This window comes from Tenacibaculum ascidiaceicola (assembly GCF_047470925.1).
GTDB lineage: Bacteria > Bacteroidota > Bacteroidia > Flavobacteriales > Flavobacteriaceae > Polaribacter > Polaribacter discolor.
In genome coordinates, this window is the sequence record NZ_JAZKJP010000005.1 from 495,019 (window position 1) to 517,683 (window position 22,665).

General features: G+C 31.3%; 25 protein-coding genes. 15 read left to right on the forward strand and 10 right to left on the reverse strand.

The window, feature by feature from the left end; all coding sequences use genetic code 11:
- Positions 1 to 35: 35 nt before the first annotated feature.
- On the forward strand, positions 36 to 1,166 hold the full coding sequence (folK, locus tag VBY68_RS06750) for a 2-amino-4-hydroxy-6-hydroxymethyldihydropteridine diphosphokinase (RefSeq protein ID WP_124589427.1): 1,131 nt from the start codon (positions 36 to 38) through the stop codon (positions 1,164 to 1,166).
- A 28-nt stretch (positions 1,167 to 1,194) separates the two neighbouring features.
- Here the strand turns inward: folK and gldC are convergent, their stop codons facing one another.
- Entirely contained in the window at positions 1,195 to 1,533 is a 339-nt protein-coding gene (gene gldC, locus VBY68_RS06755) for a gliding motility protein GldC (protein ID WP_415269297.1), read from the reverse strand.
- On the reverse strand, positions 1,533 to 2,495 hold the full coding sequence (gene gldB, locus VBY68_RS06760) for a gliding motility lipoprotein GldB (RefSeq protein ID WP_124589429.1): 963 nt from the start codon (positions 2,493 to 2,495) through the stop codon (positions 1,533 to 1,535). The genes gldC and gldB overlap by 1 nt, the downstream gene beginning before the upstream one ends.
- A 92-nt stretch (positions 2,496 to 2,587) precedes the next feature.
- Between gldB and nadE the strand changes: the two genes are divergently transcribed.
- The gene (gene nadE, locus VBY68_RS06765) at positions 2,588 to 3,376 is read left to right on the forward strand and encodes an NAD(+) synthase (RefSeq protein ID WP_124589430.1); all 789 of its coding nucleotides are present in this window, start codon (positions 2,588 to 2,590) and stop codon (positions 3,374 to 3,376) included.
- A gap of 215 nt (positions 3,377 to 3,591) precedes the next feature.
- On the opposite strand, the gene dnaG is transcribed toward nadE, so the two are convergent.
- Positions 3,592 to 5,601: a DNA primase gene (dnaG, locus tag VBY68_RS06770; protein ID WP_099215832.1), complete on the reverse strand. Its 2,010-nt coding sequence runs from the start codon at positions 5,599 to 5,601 to the stop codon at positions 3,592 to 3,594.
- A 126-nt stretch (positions 5,602 to 5,727) separates the two neighbouring features.
- On the opposite strand from dnaG, the gene VBY68_RS06775 reads away from it, so the two are divergent.
- Complete coding sequence (locus VBY68_RS06775) at positions 5,728 to 6,654, forward strand: leucine-rich repeat domain-containing protein (RefSeq protein WP_099276490.1); 927 nt, start codon at positions 5,728 to 5,730, stop codon at positions 6,652 to 6,654.
- A 74-nt stretch (positions 6,655 to 6,728) separates the two neighbouring features.
- On the opposite strand, the gene clpX is transcribed toward VBY68_RS06775, so the two are convergent.
- From clpX to VBY68_RS06795, 4 genes are all read right to left on the reverse strand, one after another.
- Positions 6,729 to 7,967, reverse strand: a complete 1,239-nt coding sequence (gene clpX / locus VBY68_RS06780) for an ATP-dependent Clp protease ATP-binding subunit ClpX (RefSeq protein WP_099215830.1) — start codon at positions 7,965 to 7,967, stop codon at positions 6,729 to 6,731.
- Between the two features lie 43 nt (positions 7,968 to 8,010).
- Positions 8,011 to 8,670, reverse strand: a complete 660-nt coding sequence (gene clpP, locus VBY68_RS06785) for an ATP-dependent Clp endopeptidase proteolytic subunit ClpP (RefSeq protein ID WP_099215829.1) — start codon at positions 8,668 to 8,670, stop codon at positions 8,011 to 8,013.
- 129 nt (positions 8,671 to 8,799) lie between these two features.
- The gene (gene tig / locus VBY68_RS06790) at positions 8,800 to 10,122 is read right to left on the reverse strand and encodes a trigger factor (RefSeq protein ID WP_124589431.1); all 1,323 of its coding nucleotides are present in this window, start codon (positions 10,120 to 10,122) and stop codon (positions 8,800 to 8,802) included.
- A 131-nt stretch (positions 10,123 to 10,253) separates the two neighbouring features.
- A complete protein-coding gene (locus VBY68_RS06795; RefSeq protein WP_408026393.1) occupies positions 10,254 to 10,601 on the reverse strand; it encodes a phage holin family protein in 348 nt (115 codons plus the stop codon).
- Positions 10,602 to 10,798: 197 nt separating this feature from the next.
- On the opposite strand from VBY68_RS06795, the gene VBY68_RS06800 reads away from it, so the two are divergent.
- The 4 genes from VBY68_RS06800 (at position 10,799) to VBY68_RS06815 (ending at position 13,103) form a co-directional block, all read left to right on the forward strand.
- Complete coding sequence (locus tag VBY68_RS06800; RefSeq protein ID WP_415269298.1) at positions 10,799 to 11,323, forward strand: hypothetical protein; 525 nt, start codon at positions 10,799 to 10,801, stop codon at positions 11,321 to 11,323.
- Positions 11,324 to 11,343: 20 nt separating this feature from the next.
- The gene (locus VBY68_RS06805; protein ID WP_415269299.1) at positions 11,344 to 11,910 is read left to right on the forward strand and encodes a Crp/Fnr family transcriptional regulator; all 567 of its coding nucleotides are present in this window, start codon (positions 11,344 to 11,346) and stop codon (positions 11,908 to 11,910) included.
- A gap of 62 nt (positions 11,911 to 11,972) precedes the next feature.
- Complete coding sequence (locus VBY68_RS06810) at positions 11,973 to 12,551, forward strand: NAD(P)H-dependent oxidoreductase (protein ID WP_099215825.1); 579 nt, start codon at positions 11,973 to 11,975, stop codon at positions 12,549 to 12,551.
- Between the two features lie 102 nt (positions 12,552 to 12,653).
- Positions 12,654 to 13,103 (forward strand): TlpA family protein disulfide reductase, encoded by a 450-nt coding sequence (locus VBY68_RS06815; RefSeq protein WP_099215824.1) that lies wholly within the window; start codon positions 12,654 to 12,656, stop codon positions 13,101 to 13,103.
- A gap of 23 nt (positions 13,104 to 13,126) precedes the next feature.
- Here VBY68_RS06815 and VBY68_RS06820 read toward each other — a convergent pair whose 3' ends face one another.
- Positions 13,127 to 13,507 (reverse strand): hypothetical protein, encoded by a 381-nt coding sequence (locus VBY68_RS06820; RefSeq protein ID WP_121146178.1) that lies wholly within the window; start codon positions 13,505 to 13,507, stop codon positions 13,127 to 13,129.
- A 146-nt stretch (positions 13,508 to 13,653) separates the two neighbouring features.
- On the opposite strand from VBY68_RS06820, the gene VBY68_RS06825 reads away from it, so the two are divergent.
- Positions 13,654 to 13,911, forward strand: a complete 258-nt coding sequence (locus VBY68_RS06825; protein WP_099215822.1) for a hypothetical protein — start codon at positions 13,654 to 13,656, stop codon at positions 13,909 to 13,911.
- Between the two features lie 75 nt (positions 13,912 to 13,986).
- Here VBY68_RS06825 and VBY68_RS06830 read toward each other — a convergent pair whose 3' ends face one another.
- Both VBY68_RS06830 and VBY68_RS06835 read right to left on the reverse strand, forming a co-directional pair.
- Positions 13,987 to 14,754 (reverse strand): alpha/beta fold hydrolase, encoded by a 768-nt coding sequence (locus VBY68_RS06830; RefSeq protein WP_415269300.1) that lies wholly within the window; start codon positions 14,752 to 14,754, stop codon positions 13,987 to 13,989.
- A gap of 2 nt (positions 14,755 to 14,756) precedes the next feature.
- Entirely contained in the window at positions 14,757 to 15,470 is a 714-nt protein-coding gene (locus VBY68_RS06835) for a pyridoxine 5'-phosphate synthase (protein ID WP_415269301.1), read from the reverse strand.
- 59 nt (positions 15,471 to 15,529) lie between these two features.
- Between VBY68_RS06835 and VBY68_RS06840 the strand changes: the two genes are divergently transcribed.
- From VBY68_RS06840 to VBY68_RS06870, 7 genes are all read left to right on the forward strand, one after another.
- On the forward strand, positions 15,530 to 16,189 hold the full coding sequence (locus VBY68_RS06840) for a CBS domain-containing protein (RefSeq protein ID WP_099215819.1): 660 nt from the start codon (positions 15,530 to 15,532) through the stop codon (positions 16,187 to 16,189).
- Between the two features lie 30 nt (positions 16,190 to 16,219).
- Positions 16,220 to 17,116: an NAD kinase gene (locus VBY68_RS06845; protein ID WP_099215818.1), complete on the forward strand. Its 897-nt coding sequence runs from the start codon at positions 16,220 to 16,222 to the stop codon at positions 17,114 to 17,116.
- A gap of 104 nt (positions 17,117 to 17,220) precedes the next feature.
- Positions 17,221 to 17,901, forward strand: coding sequence for a type IX secretion system protein PorG (gene porG / locus VBY68_RS06850; RefSeq protein WP_273695174.1), 681 nt, complete (start codon positions 17,221 to 17,223; stop codon positions 17,899 to 17,901).
- A 2-nt stretch (positions 17,902 to 17,903) separates the two neighbouring features.
- Positions 17,904 to 18,656 carry an isoprenyl transferase gene (locus VBY68_RS06855; RefSeq protein ID WP_121146181.1) on the forward strand — a complete coding sequence of 251 codons (753 nt, stop codon included), beginning with the start codon at positions 17,904 to 17,906 and terminating at the stop codon, positions 18,654 to 18,656.
- Entirely contained in the window at positions 18,649 to 21,192 is a 2,544-nt protein-coding gene (bamA, locus tag VBY68_RS06860; RefSeq protein ID WP_415269302.1) for an outer membrane protein assembly factor BamA, read from the forward strand. Before VBY68_RS06855 ends, bamA begins: the two co-directional genes overlap by 8 nt.
- Positions 21,193 to 21,253: 61 nt before the next feature.
- Entirely contained in the window at positions 21,254 to 22,057 is an 804-nt protein-coding gene (locus VBY68_RS06865) for an OmpH/Skp family outer membrane protein (RefSeq protein ID WP_121146183.1), read from the forward strand.
- A 37-nt stretch (positions 22,058 to 22,094) separates the two neighbouring features.
- A complete protein-coding gene (locus tag VBY68_RS06870) occupies positions 22,095 to 22,604 on the forward strand; it encodes an OmpH/Skp family outer membrane protein (RefSeq protein ID WP_099215813.1) in 510 nt (169 codons plus the stop codon).
- The last annotated feature ends 61 nt before the right edge of the window (positions 22,605 to 22,665 follow it).

Here is a 22,665-nt window from a genome sequence, read left to right on the forward strand (position 1 = left end):
GTTTTTTTAGTTTTAGTTTTCTTTGCATCCCATTCATGAAAATACAACGAATTACATATATTTCTATAGGAACCAATCAAGGTAATAAGCTTGAAAATATTCAGCAAGCAATTAACTTAATTGCCGATAAAGTAGGTGCTGTATTAAAAGTAGCGTCTGTATACGAAACTACTTCATGGGGCTTTGATAGTAATAACTTTTACAATACTTGTATTAAAGTTTCAACATATTTACCTCCAGAGCAATTAATACTTAGGTTACTTTCTATAGAAAAAGAACTTGGAAGAACTCGAAAAAATTCTGAAGGATATTCTGACAGATTAATTGATTTAGATATTTTATTATTTGATGATGAAATTATTTTCTCTAAAACCTTAATCGTGCCACATCCACGAATGTTAGAACGTAAGTTTGCACTGGTTCCTTTGGTTGAAATTGCCCGAAATGTTATTCATCCAATAGAAAAAAAGCATTTATATATTTGTTTAGAAAATTGTACAGATACTTCAGAAATTACAAAGCTTGATATAAAATTAGAAAGACCAATTCCTATTACAGAGAAGTATAATTACATTGCTATCGAAGGTAATATTGGTGCTGGTAAAACATCATTAGCCAATATGATGTCTGATGAATTTAATGCTAAAATTGTCTTAGAGCGTTTTGCAGACAATCCTTTTTTACCAAAGTTTTATAACGACAATGAACGCTATGCTTTTCCTTTAGAAATGAGTTTTTTAGCTGATAGATACCAGCAACTTTCTGATGATTTAGCGCAGTTTGATTTATTTAAAAATTTTATTGTTTCTGATTACTACATTTTTAAATCGCTCATTTTTGCACAAGTCACTTTACATAGTGATGAATATAAGTTGTATAGAAAAATGTTTGATTTAATGTACAAAGAAATCACAAAGCCTGATTTGTACGTGTACTTATACCAAAACACAGAACGCTTACTAGAAAACATTAAAAAGCGTGGACGCGATTACGAGCAAAATATAGAAGCAAGTTACTTACAAAAAATCCATGATGGGTATAGCAACTTTATCAAAACACAACCTGACTTAAACATTCTAATTGTTGATGTTTCTGATTTAGATTTTGTAAACAACCCAAACGACTATGAAACTATTATTAGTAAAATAAAAAATTATAACACATAAAAAAAGCAGCTTTAAAAGCTGCTTTTTTTTATTTCTGAATTAACTCTAGTTTTTCAGCAAAGTAGTCACAAAAATCGCGCATCGTTGCACTCATTTTTTCATCGTTTGTAGCTCTTTCAAAAGAGTTTGCCATAGACACTAAGGTTTGATGAAAAAACTGCTTCATTTCATCTACAGGCATATCTTTAGTCCATAAATCCATACGTAAGGTATCTTTTTGTTTATGATCCCAAACAGATAGCATAATAGCTTTTGAGGCTTCATCTTTTATACCTCCGTCTTCTGCGTTCCAAGTAATTTCTTCTGGAATTCTGTTTTCGTCTAACCCTACTTTAAATGTTATTTTTGATGTATACTCTATCGCCATTATCTTTTTGGTTTATATCTTGAGTTTTTGAAGATTTCCTCTTCACTTGTTTGTAATAATTTATGCAAAGATACATCATTCTTTTGCATGTACGAACGTACGATTTGCCAACCAATCCACTCTCCTATTCTTCCCGGTGATTGACTATCCTCTTCCATATAAAACTTAGAAAAAGGAGCTAAATCTAAAAAGCGTTTATCAACATCTTTGCTAGTACTATACAACAAATCTTTTTCTACAAAATACATCCATATTTGTTCTTCATTTCTCTCTGCCCAATCTAATTTTGTTTGTGAGTATCCTATTTTCAAGGCATCTGATGTGTTTGGTAAATAAGCATCTAACAAATACATTTTTTTCCCTCTGTAAATCATTTTATCAATAAAACTCCTTGCCATACTAGGTAACATTTGTTTACCAACAATAGCTTTAGCAACATCAACTACAATGTGTTCTTTGGTATTATTTTGTTTTACATATGCTGGATAATCATTATAAAACTCATGTTCTTTTCCTAAGTAAGAATCTAAAGAAATCAACAATAAGCTATCCGTATATACAATTCTGTTATTATAATCGATGTTTGTTAGCATAGTAATCACTTTAGGACTTACAAATCTTGGATTGTAATATTTAACATGCTTAAAAAGAGATCTTAATTGCCCTTTTTCTTCTTCTATATCAGGAAAAACCTTTTGAGTTTCAGCAAATAACTCTCGTTCGTCTTTATTATTAATCTTGTTCATCCAAACACTATCAGGTTGTGGAGGAAAAAGCATCGGATACTTTTCTTTTGTTTTATTTAATTCGTTTGGTTTAGTTGTATAAAAATCAACATCAAAGCGTTCTAAATTAATATTCACATTAATATTAGACACATCTACACCTAACTTGTTACTTTCATCATTTTTACATGAAATATTTATAAAAACTAAGACAACTAGGGCTAAAATTTTTCTCATGAACTTTAGTATATTTACATTCTAAATTACAACGTCGAAATTACTAAATTAGTTTTTACCACTTAACTGTAAACTCTTAAAATATCACAAAAATGAATACTCCTAAGGTTGCTGAACATATTATAAATTGGTTGAAAGATTATGCTACTAATGCCAAAGTAAATGGTTTTGTTGTAGGAATTTCTGGTGGTATTGATAGTGCTGTTACCTCAACTTTATGTGCAAAAACTGGTTTACCTACATTATGTGTTGAGTTACCGATTCATCAAGCTAAAAATCAAGTAAGTAGAGCATTAGACCATATAGACTGGTTAAATAACAACTTTGATAATGTTTCAATGAAACAAATAAATTTAACTCCTGTATTTGATAGTTTAGTAAATTCATTACCTCCTGTTGAAAGTGAAGAAAAACGCTTTATGGCTTTAGCCAACACTAGAGCAAGATTGCGAATGACTTCTTTATATTATTTTGCTGGTTTACATGGTTTGTTGGTTGCTGGAACTGGAAATAAAGTAGAAGATTTTGGTGTAGGTTTTTATACAAAATATGGTGATGGAGGTGTTGATTTAAGTCCTATTGCTGACTTGGTAAAATCTGAAGTATATGAAATAGCAAAATATCTAGGTATAAATAATGATATTATAGTAGCTCCTCCAACTGATGGTTTATGGGGTGATGATAGAACAGACGAAGACCAAATTGGAGCTTCATACGATGAACTAGAGTGGGCTATGGAAATGCAAGATGCAGGAAAAACTGAAAATGATTTTTCTGGTAGAGAGTTAGAAGTGTATAAAATATACACTCGTCTCAACCGAATTAATCAGCATAAAATGATTCCTATTCCTATTTGCGAAATTCCTAAAGACTTAAAGTAAATTAACCGACATCATTTGTCGTTTAATTCTTTGGTAAGCACTTTTTTTATGCCCGTTAGAAATATTAAATGGCAATATGACGAGCAACCTAAGTAACTCTAGAATTTGTAGCAACTTTCTCATTTTTTCTTTTATTTCTTGTTCTTTTCGCCGGTAAAGTTACAAAAAAAATGTTAAGAATGTTAAAATTCTAAATAATTAGCAGTTTATAAACCTTAGATTACACGGTTTAATTTTTCAAAAAGACGCTTTTTTAATCCTGTATAATTACTGATTTCTTCTAGATTAGGGACTGCTTTTTGTTCTTGACTTTCTTGCATAATCTCTTTAATTTTCTCTTCAATTAAAACTCTACGCAAGTTTAAAATAGCATCGGTAACTAGCTTTGGAAGAATTTTAACCGTCTCTGTTACAAAAACCTCTTTACGCTCCCAATCGCTTAAATTATACTTTTCTTCATCCATTAAAATATTAGTTACTAAACTAGATATTTGAGGATTTTCATGCATTACCAAATGATCTACTTTTATTTTTTCATCTTGATTTAATTGATGAATTAACTCATAGTAAGTTAATCTGAATATTTCATTGGTAAACTCTATTTCGTCTTCTTGTAAGTTTAAATACAGCTCGTTTGATACCGTATTCTGGTATTCTTCTTTTTCTAAAAACGGGCGTCCTCTTTCGTCAACTGCCTCTACCCAGTTTACAAAATCAACAATCTCGTTACCATATAACAACAAAATCCTGATTACTTCTTTTTCAAGGATATTTAATTGATTGATGTTTTGTTGCAACTTCCCTTTTCCTCCTTTTATAGCTTCCATTGAAGCTTGCCCTTGCTCTTGAAAATATTCTGGGGGTGGTTGATTAGGGTCTTGTCCTACATTGCTCTTTCTCGTTGCTGTCGCACCTTTTTTTAGTAACTGTGCAAGCTCACTAAATAGTACTCTTTCAGAAATATCCATAATACGTGCACATTCTTGCACATACACTTCTCTCTGAATACCATCAGGAATTTTAGAAATACTCGTAACAATATCTCTAATTAACCCAGCCTTCTTAACAGGGTCGTTCGCTGCTTCCTTCATTAATAAAGAAACTTTAAACTCTATAAAGTCTTGTGACTTCTCTTCTAAATACTGTTTTAATTCAGCATTAGAATGCGCTTTGGCAAAACTATCAGGATCTTCTCCTTCAGGAAAAGCCACTACCCTTACATTCATTCCTTGTTCAAGAATTAAATCAATTCCTCGAATTGAAGCTCTAATTCCTGCTGCATCACCATCAAAAAGTACGGTTATGTTTTGTGTTAATCGGTTTACTAAGCGAATTTGATCAGGTGTTAATGCTGTACCTGAAGACGCTACTACATTTTCAATACCAGATTGGTGAAATGAAATTACATCGGTATATCCTTCTACTAAAAAGCAATTATCTTCTTTAGCTATTTCTTTTTTGGCTTGATAAAGTCCGTAAAGGATTTTACTCTTGTGATAGATGTCACTCTCAGGTGAATTTAGGTATTTTGCGGCCTTTTTATCGTTAGTAAGTATTCTACCCCCAAAACCTAAAATACGTCCAGACATACTGTGAATAGGAAACATCACACGTCCTTTAAATCGGTCAAACTTTCTTTCTTCTGTTCCTCCTTCTTTTACAATTGTTAATCCAGTAGATTTTAAGTATTTTAAATCGTAGCCTTTAGCTAAGGCTGCTTTGGTAAAGTTATCCCATTCGTCTTTACAGTAACCTAAATCGAACTTTTCAATAGTGTCTTCCCTAAATCCTCTTTCTTTAAAGTAAGATAAACCAATAGCTCTTCCATTTTGCGTATTCATTAATACATCATGAAAGTAATCTTTGGCAAACTTTGAAACCATGAACATACTTTCTCGTTCATTCATCTGCTGTTTTTGCTCATCAGACTGCTCGGTTTCTTCTATTTCAATATTGTATTTTTTAGCTAACCAACGTATCGCTTCAGGATAGGTATAATGCTCGTGTTCCATTAAAAATGAAATTGCATTTCCTCCTTTTCCTGTACTAAAGTCTTTCCAAATTTGTTTTACTGGCGATACCATAAACGAAGGGGTGCGTTCGTCAGTAAATGGACTTAACCCTTTAAAGTTACTTCCTGATTTTTTTAACTGCACGAATTCTCCTATCACTTCCTCTACTCGAGCGCTCTCAAAAACTCTATCTATGGTTTGTTGGGTTATCATATTCTATAAAAATATAGCAAACAAATATACTACTAGTTTTAAAAGTTAGCTTATTGTTATAAAACTCTTGGCAAATTTAATTTGCTAAAAACATATAATTACATAATTTTGGCAAAAATTCCCCTTATGATGAAAACAATTATCCCCCTTTGTTTTGCAACATTATTTGCATTTAACATTTATTCACAAGAAACTATTCGAATTCCTGATATTGGTTTAGAGGAATGTTTAATCAATTTAAAAATTGATTCTAACGGTTTAAACGGTAGTATTACAATTAGTGATGCAGAATATGTTACTAACTTAAATGTTAATGATCCTGTTACAAACAAAGACTTACCTAATGTTTATTCAAAAATTAAAGATTTAACTGGTTTAGAAAGTTTTCCTAACTTAAAACGTTTGGATTGCTTTGGTAACGAGATTAAAAAGATTGATTTATCGCAGAGCTCTTCTATAAGTTTCTTAAACTGTAGTGAAAACAAAATTGAGCGCTTAGATGTTAGTAAGAATCCTAACTTAACCTATATAAGTTGCGATTACAACAAATTAACCTCTTTAATACTTGGTGAAAACCCTAACATTCAAAGCTTATACGCTAGTTACAATCAGCTTACTACGCTAGACGTTTCAAACTGCCCTAATTTAGAAAGTATGGATGTTACTGGTAACAAGATTAAAACTATTATTGTTAGTGAAGAGCAATTAGCTAACATTCCTCAAGGATGGTATAAAGACGAAAAAACCACTTATGCGACAAGTAATGGTGTTGTTGCTGACAACAAGGTTACAGAAGAGGTTGTTGTAGAGCAGGCAGAAAAAAAGATAGTAGAAACTGAAACTACAGAAGATGAGCCTAAAGAGATTAAAAAACCTGTACAAAAGTATGCTGAAAGCTTTAAACAATTGGTTATTTCTGAATATGAAAAAAGTGTTTTAAACGAAAAATACTTAAAGCAAATAAGAGAAGATCTTATGTATAAGTATGATATTAAAGATGAAGAAATTACTAAATGGATACAGCAATATAGTAAGCTTCATAAAGCAGAATAACACCTTAGTTTATAAAATAAAAAAGCCATCAGTAAATTGATGGCTTTTTTTTATTTGTTTAATTATATAGTTTTTTAAGATGCTGCTCTTAATTTCTTTAATGCCGACTTTGTTAATTTCGACTCTGCATACTCTTTTGTTACCTTAAATTCTTTTTCATCAGAACTTGGCATATCAAACATTGCATCTGTTAAGATAGCTTCACATAACGAACGTAATCCACGTGCGCCTAACTTGTATTCTACTGCTTTATTAACAATAAACTGTAATGCATCTTCGGTCATTGTAAACTCAACATCATCCATTGAAAATAACTTAGTATACTGTTTTATAATTGAGTTTTTAGGCTCTGTTAAAATAGCTCTAAGTGTTTTTTCATCTAACGGATTCATATAACTTAATACTGGTAAACGACCAATAATTTCTGGTATCAAACCAAAAGATTTTAAATCTAAAGGTGTGATGTATTGCAATAAGTTATCGTGATCTATTTTATCTTCTTCCACCGAAGCACTATAACCAACCGCTTGCATATTTAAACGCTTGCTAATAAATCTATCTATTCCAGAAAAAGCTCCTCCGGCAATAAATAAAATATCTTTGGTATTTACTTCAATAAACTTTTGCTCAGGATGTTTTCTTCCTCCTTTAGGAGCTACATTTACAACTGCACCTTCTAATAGTTTCAGTAAAGCTTGTTGCACTCCCTCACCAGAAACATCACGTGTAATTGATGGGTTGTCTCCTTTACGAGCTATCTTATCTATTTCATCAATAAATACAATACCTCTTTCAGCTTTTTCAACATCGTAATCAGCAGCTTGTAACAAACGGCTTAAAATACTTTCAACATCTTCCCCTACATAACCTGCTTGTGTTAACACGGTAGCATCTACAATAGAAAATGGTACGTTTAGCATTCTTGCAATTGTACGAGCTACTAATGTTTTCCCTGTTCCTGTTTCTCCTACTAAAACGATGTTTGATTTTTCAATCTCTACCTCATCTTCATCATCTCTGGTTTGTAACAATCTTTTATAATGATTGTATACTGCTACAGACATGGCTCTTTTAGTTTGATCTTGCCCTATGATATATTCATCTAAAAAAGCTTTAATTTCTCTTGGCTTTTTTAAGGTAAGATCTTTTGACAAATCACTTGTTTTAGCTTCAGCTATTTCCTCTTCTACTATTCCATGAGCTTGCTCTATACACTTATCACATATATGTGCATCTAAACCTGCGATTAATAAATCGGTTTCTGGTTTTTTACGCCCACAAAAGGAACATTGTAAATTTTCTTCTTTCGACATCTTATCAGCTTATTGCCAACAGCTCACTGCTATTAGCTGTTTATTATTTTCTAGTTAAAATTTCGTCTACCATTCCGTAAGCTTTTGCTTCTTCGGCTTTCATCCAATAATCTCTATCAGAATCTTGGTTTACTTTTTCTACTGTTTGACCTGAGTGCTTTGATATTATTTGGTACAACTCATCTTTTAATTTTAAAATTTCACGAGCTGTAATTTCAATATCAGAAGCTTGTCCTTGTGCTCCACCTAATGGTTGGTGAATCATAATACGAGAGTGTGGTAACGCTGAACGTTTTCCTTTTTCTCCTGCACACATTAATACAGCTCCCATAGAAGCAGCCATACCTGTACAAATTGTAGCTACGTCTGGTTTAATAAACTGCATGGTATCGTAAATACCTAAACCAGCGTATACTCCACCTCCTGGTGAGTTGATGTAAATTGATATATCTTTATTAGCATCTACACTTTCTAAGAATAATAATTGTGCTTGAATTACATTAGCTACTTGATCGTTAATTCCTGTACCTAAGAAGATAATTCTATCCATCATTAAACGAGAAAAAACATCCATTTGAGTAATATTCATTTGACGTTCTTCCATAATGTATGGAGTTAAGCTACTAGTAATTTTTCCTAAATAGGTACTATTTATTCCGTGGTGCTTTGTTGCGTATTTTTCGAACTCTTTTCCGTAATCCATTTTTAAAATGTTTTTGGGTTATAAAGATGTAAATATAAGAACTATTTCGTTAGTATTTTGTTACAGTTAATGGCTAAAAAAACCTGAATGTACATTCAGGTTTTTATTTATAACATCAGTAATTAACTGTTATTTGTATACTTCTTTAATGAAATCTTCGTAAGAAACTTCTTTTGTGTCAAAACTCATGTTTTCTTTATAAAAAGCTAATAATTTTTGAGAAATTAATTGCTCTTGTAAACGACGTGCTTCATCTTGGTTTTGTAAGATTCTTCCTGCGATATCATCTAATTCTTTTTCTTCTGGATTCATGTTTCCAAACTGAGCCATTTGAGCTCTAATAAATCCTTTTGCATAGTCTACTAACTCTGCATAGTCTAATTTAATATCGTTATCCTTCATAATCTTTCCTTCGATTAATTGGTAACGTAATCCTTTTTCAGACTTGTTGTATTCTTCAACAGCTTGTTCAGCAGTTAACTCTTTTTCTCCAGCAGTTTGTAACCACTTTTGTAAGAACTCAACTGGTAAATCAAACTTAGTATTATCAACTAAGTTCTCAGTAATTGCATTTAACAATTGTTGATCTGCTTGTTGTTGGAATTGCTTTTCTGCGTCTTCTTTAATTTTGTCTTTTAATTCAGTTACAGTTTTTACACTTCCGTCAGCAAATAACTTATCAAATAACTCTTGGTCTAATTCTGCTGGTTCTATTTCAGTAATTTCTTCAATAGTAAATGTTACAGGAATGTCTAAATCATGAACCTCATCGTGAGATACTCCTAAAGCTCCTTGTAACTTGTGCTCGTCTTCAAATAAGTTTTTAGTTTTTAATTCTAAAACGTCTCCAACTTTAGCACCTACAAACTTTTTTAAGTTTGTTTTTCCTTTAATATCTTTTACAGAAATTGTAGATTTTTTGTTGATTTCTTTCTCTTCGTTTACGAAAGTACCAGTAACATTAGTTTCTTCTGTAGCTTCGTCTTTAGCTGACATTTTACCGTAACGAGATTGAATGTTTTCAACTTCTTTTTCGATTAACTCGTCAGTAGCAACAATGTTATATTGAGTTACTTTGTTTTTTGGCTTTAAGTTTACATCGAACTCAGGAGCTAATCCTAATTCGAACTCAAAAGAGAATTTATCAGCATCCCAATTGAAATCTTCTTGAACTCTTGGTAATGGGTTACCTAAGATATCTAACTTCTCTTCAACTAAGAATTTGTTTAACGACTCTTGTAAAAGCTTGTTTACCTCATCAATCATTACTGATTTTCCGTATTGCTTCTTTACCATTCCCATTGGTACATGACCTTTTCTAAACCCAGGAATGTTAGCTGTTTTACGGTAATCGTTTAATACTTTTGTTACTTTATCTTGATAATCTTCTGCAACAATATCAACTTTTACAACTGCATTTAATGCATCTACGTTTTCTTTTGTTATATTCATCTTAAAAATCTGTTTCTTAAAAAATCGGGTGCAAAATTACTACTTTATTTATTGATAACCAAGACTTTTAGCTATAAGAATATTATCTTTTTTACCTCCCTTATTTTCTAGTTTTTAATGTTTTAGGTTACTTATTCGTCTCCTTCTTTTAATAGCGAAAACATTAATGATCTGAAAATTGACAGCAATACACTGAACAAGAGCGCTGTAAAAAATCCACTAACTGCAAATCCTGACACTAGTTTATCTGCCAATAATATAATTACTGCATTAATTACAAATAAGAATAATCCTAGTGTAACGATGGTTGCTGGCAATGTAAAAAACACTAGTAACGGACGTACAAATAGGTTTAACAAAGCAATTACTAACGCTACAATTACTGCGGTTGTATAACTTGCTACGGTTACCCCTGGTAAAATATTTGCCAAAACAATTACTGCCAATGCAGTTAATAATACTTTTAAAAATGTTTTCATTTTTCTTTTTTATTTAATTGGTTATGAATTATAAATTTACTCTTTTTAACTGAAACTATTAATTCATAACACTTCATATACTTTACCACAACCATACCAAAAGTAGAAAACTGCTGTTTTGGCAGGTTTAAAAACTTTGTTTTAGTTATTTGAGGATTTATTTTAATTTCGCTAGACTTAATACACAAGTTATGTAAATGAATAAAAAAGACACTGCTGGAAAGTTCTTAGTTTTTGGAATAATGAATTTAATTTGTGGTATCTATTTCTTTGCTCCTTCCTTATTTATTTTAAAAAGTTCTCTAATTATTGAAAGCGGTAAAATTAAAGATATTAATACCTTTTATCATAGAGTCTCTTCTAGGGGCTCCAAAAGCACAAAATCTGAATTAAAAATAACTCTCAAAAATAATCTTAAAACCTACTACATAATGGAAAACATAGGTCAAGAGAGAAATAATAAAATTTTTGAAGATATAAAAAGACAATTAACAACATCTAAGGAAGTTAAAATCTGGATAAAAAAGACAGATCAAAACAAATACAAACCAGAAGTCTTTGGTATATCTAACGATAAGGGTAAAATTTTATTCAGTTTTCACCAAGCAAAAAGTCGCTCAAGAATTGGTTTTTTAATCACATTTTTAACTGGAATTTTTGGAATAGTTTTTTTTCTATTGCACAAACACAAGATTAAGAACACAACACCCCAACCTAAATAACAGATAATAAAAACTTTTAAATGCTCAAAAAACACTTAGCCTCCTACAACATTCTTTCCGAAGAAGAAATAGACAACTTTGTAAATTTAGTTAGGTATAAAAAACTTAACAAAGGTGATTTTTTTATACAAGAAGGAAACACTTGTAAAGAAGTTGCTTTTATAGCTTCAGGTATTTTCAGGTCGTTTTATCATTCGTCTGACGAAAAAGAAGCTACCTATTGTTTGTTATCAGAAAACTCTTTTGTTACCGCTTACTCGTCTTTTATTTCTCAAACAATAACTAACGAGAATATTCAAGCATTAACCGATGCAGAACTATACAGCATCTCCAAAGAGCAATTTGTAGCACTAGAAAATTCAAGCACCAATTGGTTACGTCTTTTTAAAATATTTGCTGAGCAAGAATATATAAATCTTGAGAACAGAATTTTTGTTTTACAAAATGAAAGCGCTGAAAACCGCTACAAGAAATTATTAGAAACACACCCTAGCTATTTACAAACCATACCATTACAATATCTTGCTTCTTATTTAGGTATTACGCAACGACATTTGAGCCGAATTAGAAAATCAGTTTTTTATTAGACAATTGTCCTTTTTAGGCTTGTAAAACCACCCGTAATTTGCTTCATAATCTTAACTATATTATGAAGAACATTTTATTAATAAACGGACATCCTGATAAAGAAAGTTTTAATCACGCACTTGCTGCTGCCTATAAAAAAGGTGCAGAAGAAACCAACGCACAAATAGAACAAATTAATATTGCCGATTTAAACTTTAACCCTATTCTTAAATTTGGTTATAGAAAAAGAACTGATTTAGAACCTGATTTAATTGAGGCTTTAGACAAAATTAAAGCAGCAAATCATTTAGTTTGGGTTTTTCCTATTTGGTGGGCAGGCTACCCTGCAATGATGAAAGGTTTTATTGACAGAGCTTTTTTACCTGGAATTACTTTTCAGCCTGTTGAAGGAAAACCTTTTCCTGAAAAGCTTTTAAAAGATAAAACTTCTCGACTTATTATAACTTCTGACACCCCTAGTTGGTATGATTATCTTTTTATGAAAAGACCTGCTATTAGGCAGTTTAAAAAAGGAACATTGGAGTTTTGTGGTATTAAACCTGTTAAAACCACTTTCCTTTCAGTAATAAAAGATTCAACCACAGAACAAAGAAATTTGTGGTTAAATAAAGTATACACATTAGGTAAAAACCTACAGTAACAAACTCTACTCTACAAGCTAAAGAATGTTTTTAGCTTGTAGAGATTTAAAAGCTTCTTCTTTTTAAATAACTTTGCTAAAAACTTCAATTAAAAACCTAAAATGGATACTAGCAAAATTGTAACCTCAATAAAAGTTACCGACTTTAATCAAAATGAAGTTAATTTACTTGAAAAGTATGCTAACAAAATTCTATTATTGTTGTTTTACAACAATGCTTGTTTAGGTTGTACAGGAAGAGCTATTCCATTAGCTTATAAATTTAAACAAACCTACAAGGATATTGAAGTTATTGGTATCCATAGTAATTTTAGCAGCAACAATGTTACCAAAGATGATATTCTAAGTATTTTTACTATAAACGAGCTCCCTTTCCCTATCTATATAGACAACAATCATAAAATGTATGATTTTTTTAACTCTGAAGGAACACCACAATGGATATTACTAACTCCTGATGGTGAAGTATATCGCTCTATCTTTGGTTCGCAAGACAACGCGCAAAATAGATTGTATTATGCTTTGGAGAGTTTAACTGAAAATGAAGGTTAGTTTTTAAAGCAACCGTTAAGTTATTATTTCTTTAAGACTTCTGAAACTTGAGTTGCTATAGCTTCTTTTACTTCTTTATCTTCTAACAACAAGTGTATTAGATTATCTTTTACCTTGCTTTTTATATCTAGCAAGTTATATTTAGATGCTGGTTCACTTGCTTTAGCTACACCATTTAAAAACATTTCTCCTTTTCCTGTAAGCAACCAAGTTGGGTTTATCTCTGGAAAAGAATGTAGAATTTTGTTTAACACATTACTTTTAAATGACGATTTTCTTCTTATTGCTGTTCCAATAGAATTATTAGACACATCAATAATCTCCTCAAAAGACCTAATATTTAACCTTTTATAGTTAATTATTTCTTCTACTCTCTTATATGTTTCATCTACAAAATCGCTCATTGAAAAATAACTTTTTTCTAAATTTTATTTAATTTTGTTTTCGTGTTTAGATTTTTGTTTGTATTTTTACTTCGTAATAAGTACAGGATACGTACAAATATAAATTAAAAAGTGCTATCAACTTCTAAAAAACAATTTGAGTTTTTATGATAACTGCTATACAACGAAAAGAATTAGAAAAAATTAAACCACCTAAATACCGTGAAAAGGTAAAAAACTACTTAAGCAAGAATGGTCATGATTTTTCTTTAGAAACCATACAAAAAGTATATTCTGGTAAAAGAAAAAATTTAACTATTGAAAAAGCTATTGTGGTTGTTTTCCATAACTATATGAAAGATCAACAAGCTATTGACAGTAATATAAATAGCTTGATTAATGAAATAAACAGTGATTTCCCTTAATACATTTTTTGTTTTTCGCCGGGGGGCGAGTATTTTAAGCGAGGGACTAGGGATTAATAAATTCCTCCTCGCTTTTTACTTTAGAAAAGTTATAGCTTCTTTATAAAAATCCTTTGGGTTTTCAGCATGTAGCCAGTGCCCAGCATTGGCTACAGTTTTTACTACCGCCTTTGGAAAGTGTGCTTGAATTAGCGGCTCATCTTCTTTTGAAATATATCCAGAATTTGCTCCGCGTAAAAACAACGTATCTCCTTCAAAAACTGTAAAAGAAGGCAACGCTACCCCTACCTCACTGTTATTTTCTGTTAACGATTTTAAATTAAAACGAAATGCTAATTCATCTTTTGTTTTTCTATAAACGTTTTTGGCTAAAAATTGACGAATTCCTTTTTCTGGAATTAACTCTGCTAGCTTTTCATCTACTAACTTACGCGAAGTTTGTACTGAAAAATCTACAGAGTTTAAAGCTGCTAAAATCTCGTGATGATGTGGCGGATACATTCTTGGTGAAATATCTGCAACAATTAGTTTATTTACTAACTCAGGATATTCTGTTGCGAACAGCATTACTGTTTTCCCACCCATGGAATGCCCTAACAAATCTACTTTTTCCAGGTTATAATGTTGAGTATAATTGTACAAATCACCAACCAATAATTCGTAGTCAAAAGCGTCTGTATGAAAGCTTCGTCCATGATTTCGTTGATCTATCAAATGTACCTCAAAACCGTCTTCTGCAAATTTATTGGCATGTGATTTCCAATTATCACCCATACCAAAATATCCATGCAAAATAAGCAACGGCTGTCCTTCTCCAATTATTTTTGAGTGTAATACTTCCATAGTTATTGCAAACGATGTAAATACATATTCACAACATTCTCTAAACCTAAATACAAACTTTCTGATATCAACGCATGTCCTATTGACACTTCAGCCAAATGAGGAATGTTTTGTTTAAAAAATTGAATATTATCTAAACTTAAATCATGACCTGCGTTAACACCTAGCCCTACTTCATTTGCCAATATAGCTGCTTCTGCGTACACTTTTACAGCTTCTTTATTTCCTTTTTCGTACTGCGTTGCAAATTCTTCAGTATACAACTCAACTCTATCTGCTCCTGTTTTTGCAGCAGCTTCAATTAGTTTTAAATCTGTATCAATAAAAATTGATGTTCTAATTCCTGCACTTTTAAATTCAGCAATCACATCTTTTAAATACGATTGATGCGTTATAGTATCCCAACCAGCATTAGACGTAAGTTGGTCTACACTATCAGGAACCAATGTTACTTGTGTTGGCTTAATTTCTAACACCATTTGCTTAAACTTATCAATTGGATTTCCCTCAATATTATATTCAGTTGTTACAATTGATTTTAAATCATAGGCATCTTGATAACGAATATGACGTTCATCTGGTCTTGGGTGAATTGTGATTCCTTCTGCCCCAAAATCTTGTATATCGGCTGCTACTTTTAGTAAATTAGGTACGTTCCCACCTCTAGAATTACGAAGTGTAGCTATTTTATTAATATTAACACTTAACTTTGTCATGCTATAAAATTAGACTACAAAGGTAACGCATTCCAACATTTTAAACTATATTCGTAGTAATGAAAATCAACGATTTTATATTAAAAGAAATTAAAGCACTCTCACTAAACAGCACTGTAAAAAGTGCTCAAAAGCTGTGTAATGATTTGCCTATAACCCATATTCCTGTTGTTGAAAACAACAGATTAGTAGGTTGTTTGCCTGAAAGTGATATTCAGACAATAGAAAATAAAAATCGTACACTTAGAGAGTACTCCTACTTATTAGATCATTTTTACACAAATGAAAATGCAACTTTACTCGATTTAATTGCTTTATTTGCTGATAATGACTCGAATTTAATTCCAGTTCTTGATAAAAACCTGCATTATGTAGGTTACTATGAATTGAGTGATATTTTAGATGCTTTTGCAAACAGCCCTTTTTTACACAACGAGAGTGATACTTTGATTATTGACAAGAATAAAACAGATTATTCTATGAGTCAGGTAGCACAAATAGTTGAAGCTAGTAACGGTAAATTATTGGGCGCATATATTTCTTCTGAAAATATAAATAGTATTGAAGTTACTCTTAAAATTGTTTCTGAAGAAATAAATGAAATCATTCAAACATTTCGTAGATACGGCTACAATGTTATTACTCAACACAAAGATGATTTTTATTTAGAAGAACTAAAAGATAGAGCTGCCTATTTAAGGAAGTACTTAGATATGTAATTTTTTCAATAACCAAACAAAACTCCAAAAGTGAAAAAAGTCGCTATTTACGGACAAGCTTATACCACACTTGCAGAAAAAGAAGTTAAAATTCTTTTAACCATTTTAGAAAAACATAACATTGTTGTTTTTTTTGAACAACAGTTCTATAATTTATTTGTTGAAAATAATTCGCTAAGTAAAAAGTACCCCACTTACGCACACTTTAATGACTTATCAAATACTTTTGATGTGATGTTTACCATAGGTGGAGATGGTACTATTTTGAGAGCCGTTACCTATATTAGAGATTTAGATATTCCTATTATGGGTATTAACACTGGGCGTTTAGGTTTTTTGGCTACGATTCAAAAAGATCAAATTGAAGAAGCTATTAACTTGATGCTTAAAAAAGAATACACGCTTCAAGAGCGTTCTTTATTACAAATAGAAACATCTCCTGCTACAGAAGATTTTACCGAACTTAACTTTGCTCTTAATGAAGTTACTATTGCTAGAAGAAATACAACTTCTATGATTGGTATTAAAACCTCATTAAACACAGAGTATTTAACGAATTACTGGGCTGACGGGTTAATTATAGCAACTCCAACGGGCTCTACAGGTTATTCTCTTAGCTGTGATGGACCTGTTATTTTACCAAATTCAAAAAGTTTTGTTATTACTCCTATAGCACCGCATAATTTAAATGCGCGTCCAATGGTTATTCCAGATGATACAGATATTCTTCTGGAAGTTAGCGCAAGAGAAAAAGATTTTTTAATTTCTTTAGATTCTCGAATTACTACAGTTCCTATAGATACTAAAATAAAAATACGAAAAGCTCCATTTACCATAAAAAGTGTTTTACCAAAAAATCAATCTTATTTGAATACCTTGCGTGGAAAACTATTATGGGGAGAAGATATACGAAATGAATCGTTATAACGATGTTAATTACAATAAAAACGTAAAAAAAAAGTTAATCAAAAAGACGGATTATTAACTTTTTAAAGCAAATTCAATTCCCTATATTTGCACGCTATTTTACAATGAGAGGACTTATTTTATTAATATTATTGGCTTGTGTAGTAACACCATTACAATCACAAACACACGAAATTGGTTTTTTTGCCGGTGGTTCTAACTATGTTGGTGACATTGGTAGTACAAACTACATATACCCTAATGAGTTTGCAGGCGGACTTGTATACAAATACAATTTAAACCCAAGAATTGCCTTAAGAGGAACATATACATACATACCTGTTTCTGGTAATGATAATGATGCCGATAATGCTTTTCGTCAAAATAGAGGTATTAGCTTCTCAAATACTATTCATGAGTTTGCTGCTGGAGTAGAATTTAATTTCTTTGATTACAATATCAACGATTACAGAACTACATTCACTCCATACATCTTAGCAGAAGTTGCTGCTTTTAATTATAAAAGCCCAGAACCAACTTCTTCTAGTAATACAATTCTTTTAAAAAATAAATTCTCTTACACTGTACCTGTAGGTATAGGACTTAAAGGAAGGTTAGCAGATAATTTTGCTATCGCATTTGAAACAGGTGTACGATTTACATTTGTAGACGATATAGATTTTACAACAGATAGAATAAACTCATTAGACTTTGGAGGTAATGGAAACGACTGGTATGTGTTCTCAGGAGTTTCTATTGTATATACCTTTGGAAGACCGCCTTGTTTTGGTGGAATAGCAGAATAATTATGGAAGAAAAACTACAGCGCATTAACTTACAAAAAGTACCAAACCACATTGCTATAATTATGGATGGTAATGGTAGATGGGCGAAAGGTAAAGGGATGCAACGTGTTTTTGGACATAGAAATGCTTTAACAGCCATTAGAGAAACAGCAGACACAGCTTCTGAGCTAGGTATTAAATTTTTAACTCTATATGCTTTTTCTACCGAAAACTGGAACCGTCCAAAGTTAGAAGTAGATGCTTTAATGAGCTTACTGGTAACTACCCTAAAAAAAGAACTCCCCGAATTTCAACGTAAAAATGTAAGAGTTAATGCTATTGGTAACTTAGCTAATTTACCTAGCAATGCTCAAAAAGTATTAAACAAAGTTATTGATGCAACTAAAAACAATACTAAAATTACTTTAACCTTTGCTTTAAGCTATGGTTCAAGAGAAGAAATTGTTAATGCAATCAAAAACATTTCAAAAAAAGTTGTTAATAACGAGATAGAAATTGAAAAAATTAACGAGAAAATTATAAATAATCATTTATATACGTTTAATTTGCCCGACGTTGATTTAATGATACGTACAAGTGGGGAACAAAGAATAAGCAATTATTTACTTTGGCAAATGGCTTATGCTGAGCTGTATTTTACAGATGTATTATGGCCTGACTACAGAAAAGAACATCTTTATGATGCAATAATTGATTATCAAAACAGAGAAAGAAGATTTGGAAAAACCAGCGAACAGATTGAAACCAATGAATAAATATTCGTATTTACTAGTATTTTTTATCACCCTTTTTGCGGTGAGTACTCAAGCACAAAACACAACTCCTAAAGACAGCATTACTTCAAATGTTATTTCCTATGAAAAAGGGAAAGAGTATATTTTAGGTGGAATAACTGTAACTGGCTTACAAAAATTTAGTGAACAAACAGTAAGAATATATACTGGCTTAGTAGAAGGTCAACCAGTTAAATTACCTGGTGATAAACTTACAAGTGCTATTAAAAAGTTATACGAAAGCAAGCAGTTTAGTGAAGTAGATGTATACTTATCTAAACGTGATGGTGAAACTGTATACCTTCAATTTGACGTAACTGAATTACCTCAATTAACTACTGTTACTATTTCAGGAGTAAAAAAATCACAGATTAAAGAGATTAAAAAAGAAACTGAATTAAAAAAGGGAGCAATGGTTACAGATAACCTTATTGTAACCACACGTAACTTTATTAAAAAGAAATATACTGATAAAGGTTTCTTAAAAACAAAGGTTTCACTAGACACAAAAAGAGACACCTCTGATGTTAATACTGTTAGCATGGCTATTTTTATTGACAGAGGTAACCGTATAAAAATTAAAGAAATCAACTTTACAGGTAATGAAGCTATGTCTGACGCTTCTTTAAGAGGTGCTATGAAAAACACTAAACGTAAAGTTTTTGGTCGTTTTTGGAAAGCTTCTAAATATATTTTAGATGATTATAAAGAAGATTTAAAAAGCATTCTTGAAAAGTACAGCGAAAATGGATATCGTGATGCTAGAATTTTGTCTGATAAGGTAGTTTGGAATGACGACAACACCATAAACCTCGAAATTGAGGTTGAAGAAGGTCGTCAATACCGTTTTGACGAAATAATTTTCATTGGAAACAAAGAGTACACTGATGAACAATTAAATAACATCTTACGAATTGACAAAGGAGATATTTATAACGGAAAAGTTTTAAAAGAACGTATTTCTGGAGACGGTACGCCTACCTCTCAAGATATTCAAACATTATATCACAATAACGGTTTCTTATTTTCTCAGGTAAATGCAGTAGAAACTAAAGTAGAAAATGACTCTATTACTGTTGAAGTTCGTATTAGAGAAGATGAGCCTGCAACTATAAAGAAAGTTACAGTAACAGGAAATGACAAGACAAACGATCATGTAATCTATAGAGAATTACGTGTTAAGCCAGGAGATTTATTTAGTCGTCAAAACATTATTAGATCTATCCGTGAAATAGGACAATTAGGTTTCTTCGACACAAATGTAACTCCAGATGTTAAGCCAAACTATCAAAATAAAACAGCAGATATAGATTTTTCTGTAGTTGAAAAAGGTGGTAGTCAAATTGAACTACAAGGTGGTTATGGTGGTGGTTCCTTCATTGGTACTTTGGGACTATCTTTTAACAATTTCTCAGTTAGAAACATTTTTAACAAAGAAGCTTACAAACCTCTTCCTATGGGAGACGGACAAAAACTATCTTTACGTTTACAAGCTAGTAGAACATATAATACCTATAGTTTCTCTTTTACAGAACCATGGTTAGGAGGTAAAACACCGCAATCATTATCTTTTTCTGTATATTTATCAAACCAATATCGTTTTGATTACACAACTTATGATGTAAACAAAGATGAAAGTTTAAGTATTATTGGTGCCTCTATAGGTTTAGGAAAACGTTTAAAATGGCCTGATGATTATTTTACACTTTCTCAAAACATAAGTTACCAAAGAATTGAACTTCAAGATTACGGATATAGAGTAGGTTCTTCAAACAATATACTAAGTCAAGGAGATTTAAATAACTTAGCATATACATTTGCATTGAGTCGTAATTCAGCTGGACCTAGTTTAATTTTCCCTACTTACGGTTCTGAATTTACAATAAAAGCTAAAGCTACTTTCCCTTACTCTTTAGTAAACGGAAAAGACTATACTGAACCAACAAACCCAACACCTGATGAGCGTCAAGCTTATTTAGCTGATAAATATAAGTGGTTAGAGTATTACAAGATTTCTGCAAAAGGGAAATGGTATACATCCTTAGCTAATAAATTAGTATTAATGTCTAATTTTGAAATGGGGTATTTAGGCTCTTATAATGACAAATTAGGATTAACCCCAGTAGAAAGATATTTTGTAGGAGGTGATGGTATTGCTCAAGGACAATTAGATGGACGTGAAACAATAGGTTTAAGAGGTTACGAAAACAATCGTATTTCTTCTCTTGATGGTGGCGCTATTTACAACAAATTTCAATTGGAATTACGTTATTCTATTACTGATAAACCTTCTGCATCTATTTATACAGTAGGATTTTTAGAGGCAGGTAATTCTTATGACAATTTTAGCGAGTTTAATCCGTTTAAACTAAAACGTTCAGCTGGAGTAGGTGTTCGTATATTTATGCCTGCATTTGGATTATTAGGTATCGATTTCGCACATGGTTTCGATCCGTTACCTGGTTTAACTGAAAAGTCAGGTTGGCAAACGCATTTTATAATTGGAAGACAGTTCTAAAATCATGCATTTATAATGCGTCTAGGTTTTGGCACGGTTTTTTCTAAACACATTATACAAGATGAAAAAAAATATTTTATCAATCGTTCTTTTACTTGTAACAGGTATAACCGTTGCCCAAAAAAATCAACGTATCGCTTATATTGATATGGAGTATATTCTTCAAAGTATCCCTGCATATTTAGAAGCTCAAAACTCCTTAGACGCTAAAGTTGAAAAATGGAAAGCTCGATTAGACAAAGAGGCTCGTGCTATTGAAGTTTTAAAAACTGATTTAACAAACGAAAAAGCCATTTTAACTAAAGATTTAATTGAAGAGAGAGAAGAAGATATTTCTATTAAGCAAGAATCTTTAAGAAGATTAGAGTCTTTATATTTTGGTCCAAATGGTGATATGTATAATTTAAGAAAGCAATTAGTAAAACCTGTACAAGACCAAGTATACAACGCTGTACAAACAATTGCTTCTAGGAAAAAGTATGATTTTGTTTTTGACAAATCCAGCGATTTAGTTATGCTGTATTCCAACAAAAAACACGATATTAGCGACCTTGTTGTACAAATGATTAATATAGATCAAAGAAAACAAGCTAAAAAGGATAAAATAGAAGCTAAAAAATCATTACTTAAAAATGATAACTTAAGTGATGAGCAAAAAGAAAAAATAGCAAAAAAAGCTGAACTAAGAAAGAAAAAAGAAGCTGATAGACTTGCTAAAATTAAACAAATTGAAGAAAAAAGAAAACAACGTTTAAAAGAACGTGCTGATAAAAGAAAGCTTTTACAAGAAAAAAGAAAAGCCTTATTAAAAGCTCAAGAAGAAGCTAGAAAGAAAAAAGAGGAAGAAACAAAAGAGAACAAATAAATCAAGAATAAAATAACTTTAATTAAATTAAACAAAGATGAAACATTTAAAAACGTTATTATTAGTTGCAATTTTTACGATTGGATTAGGTGGTGTGGCGAATGCACAAAAAACTGCACATATTAACACTGATAAATTATTAGCTGAGATGCCTGCTACAAAAGCTATGAAAGCAGAGTTAGAAAAGCTAAACAAAACATACCGTGACGACATTGAAACAATGTACAAGAAACTAGAAGCTAAAATGAAAAAATATGAAGCTGAAGGTAAGAGTCAAACACAAGAAGTAAACCAAAAAAGAGCTCAAGAAGTTCAACAAGATAGATTAAGAATTAGTCAAGCTGAGCAAGCTGCTGGTAAAGAAATGCAAAAGAAATACCAAGAGAAAACTATTCCTATTTTAAAGAAAGCTGAGGACGCAATTAAAGCTGTTGCTTCTGAAAGAGGAATTATCTATGTTTTTGATGCTGCTCCAGGTAAAGGTTTAATCGTTTACGACAAAGGAGAAGATATCTACGATGCTGTAAAAGCTAAATTAGGATTCTAAAAAGAATACATATATTTTATATAAAAATCCTGCTGTTTAAACAGCAGGATTTTTATTTTTG

Coding starts and splice junctions, on each gene's coding strand:
- porG (WP_273695174.1), top strand. CDS start 17,221: ATGAGAGGACTTATTTTATTAATATTATTGGCTTGTGTAGTAACACCA.
- VBY68_RS06795 (WP_408026393.1), bottom strand. CDS start 10,601: ATGAAAACATTTTTAAAAGTATTATTAACTGCATTGGCAGTAATTGTT.
- folK (WP_124589427.1), top strand. CDS start 36: ATGAAAATACAACGAATTACATATATTTCTATAGGAACCAATCAAGGT.
- VBY68_RS06805 (WP_415269299.1), top strand. CDS start 11,344: ATGCTCAAAAAACACTTAGCCTCCTACAACATTCTTTCCGAAGAAGAA.
- VBY68_RS06825 (WP_099215822.1), top strand. CDS start 13,654: ATGATAACTGCTATACAACGAAAAGAATTAGAAAAAATTAAACCACCT.
- VBY68_RS06840 (WP_099215819.1), top strand. CDS start 15,530: ATGAAAATCAACGATTTTATATTAAAAGAAATTAAAGCACTCTCACTA.
- VBY68_RS06815 (WP_099215824.1), top strand. CDS start 12,654: ATGGATACTAGCAAAATTGTAACCTCAATAAAAGTTACCGACTTTAAT.
- VBY68_RS06855 (WP_121146181.1), top strand. CDS start 17,904: ATGGAAGAAAAACTACAGCGCATTAACTTACAAAAAGTACCAAACCAC.
- nadE (WP_124589430.1), top strand. CDS start 2,588: ATGAATACTCCTAAGGTTGCTGAACATATTATAAATTGGTTGAAAGAT.
- gldC (WP_415269297.1), bottom strand. CDS start 1,533: ATGGCGATAGAGTATACATCAAAAATAACATTTAAAGTAGGGTTAGAC.
- VBY68_RS06865 (WP_121146183.1), top strand. CDS start 21,254: ATGAAAAAAAATATTTTATCAATCGTTCTTTTACTTGTAACAGGTATA.
- bamA (WP_415269302.1), top strand. CDS start 18,649: ATGAATAAATATTCGTATTTACTAGTATTTTTTATCACCCTTTTTGCG.
- gldB (WP_124589429.1), bottom strand. CDS start 2,495: ATGAGAAAAATTTTAGCCCTAGTTGTCTTAGTTTTTATAAATATTTCA.
- VBY68_RS06810 (WP_099215825.1), top strand. CDS start 11,973: ATGAAGAACATTTTATTAATAAACGGACATCCTGATAAAGAAAGTTTT.
- VBY68_RS06835 (WP_415269301.1), bottom strand. CDS start 15,470: ATGACAAAGTTAAGTGTTAATATTAATAAAATAGCTACACTTCGTAAT.
- VBY68_RS06820 (WP_121146178.1), bottom strand. CDS start 13,507: ATGAGCGATTTTGTAGATGAAACATATAAGAGAGTAGAAGAAATAATT.
- VBY68_RS06870 (WP_099215813.1), top strand. CDS start 22,095: ATGAAACATTTAAAAACGTTATTATTAGTTGCAATTTTTACGATTGGA.
- clpX (WP_099215830.1), bottom strand. CDS start 7,967: ATGTCGAAAGAAGAAAATTTACAATGTTCCTTTTGTGGGCGTAAAAAA.
- VBY68_RS06830 (WP_415269300.1), bottom strand. CDS start 14,754: ATGGAAGTATTACACTCAAAAATAATTGGAGAAGGACAGCCGTTGCTT.
- VBY68_RS06775 (WP_099276490.1), top strand. CDS start 5,728: ATGATGAAAACAATTATCCCCCTTTGTTTTGCAACATTATTTGCATTT.
- VBY68_RS06800 (WP_415269298.1), top strand. CDS start 10,799: ATGAATAAAAAAGACACTGCTGGAAAGTTCTTAGTTTTTGGAATAATG.
- tig (WP_124589431.1), bottom strand. CDS start 10,122: ATGAATATAACAAAAGAAAACGTAGATGCATTAAATGCAGTTGTAAAA.
- clpP (WP_099215829.1), bottom strand. CDS start 8,670: ATGGATTACGGAAAAGAGTTCGAAAAATACGCAACAAAGCACCACGGA.
- dnaG (WP_099215832.1), bottom strand. CDS start 5,601: ATGATAACCCAACAAACCATAGATAGAGTTTTTGAGAGCGCTCGAGTA.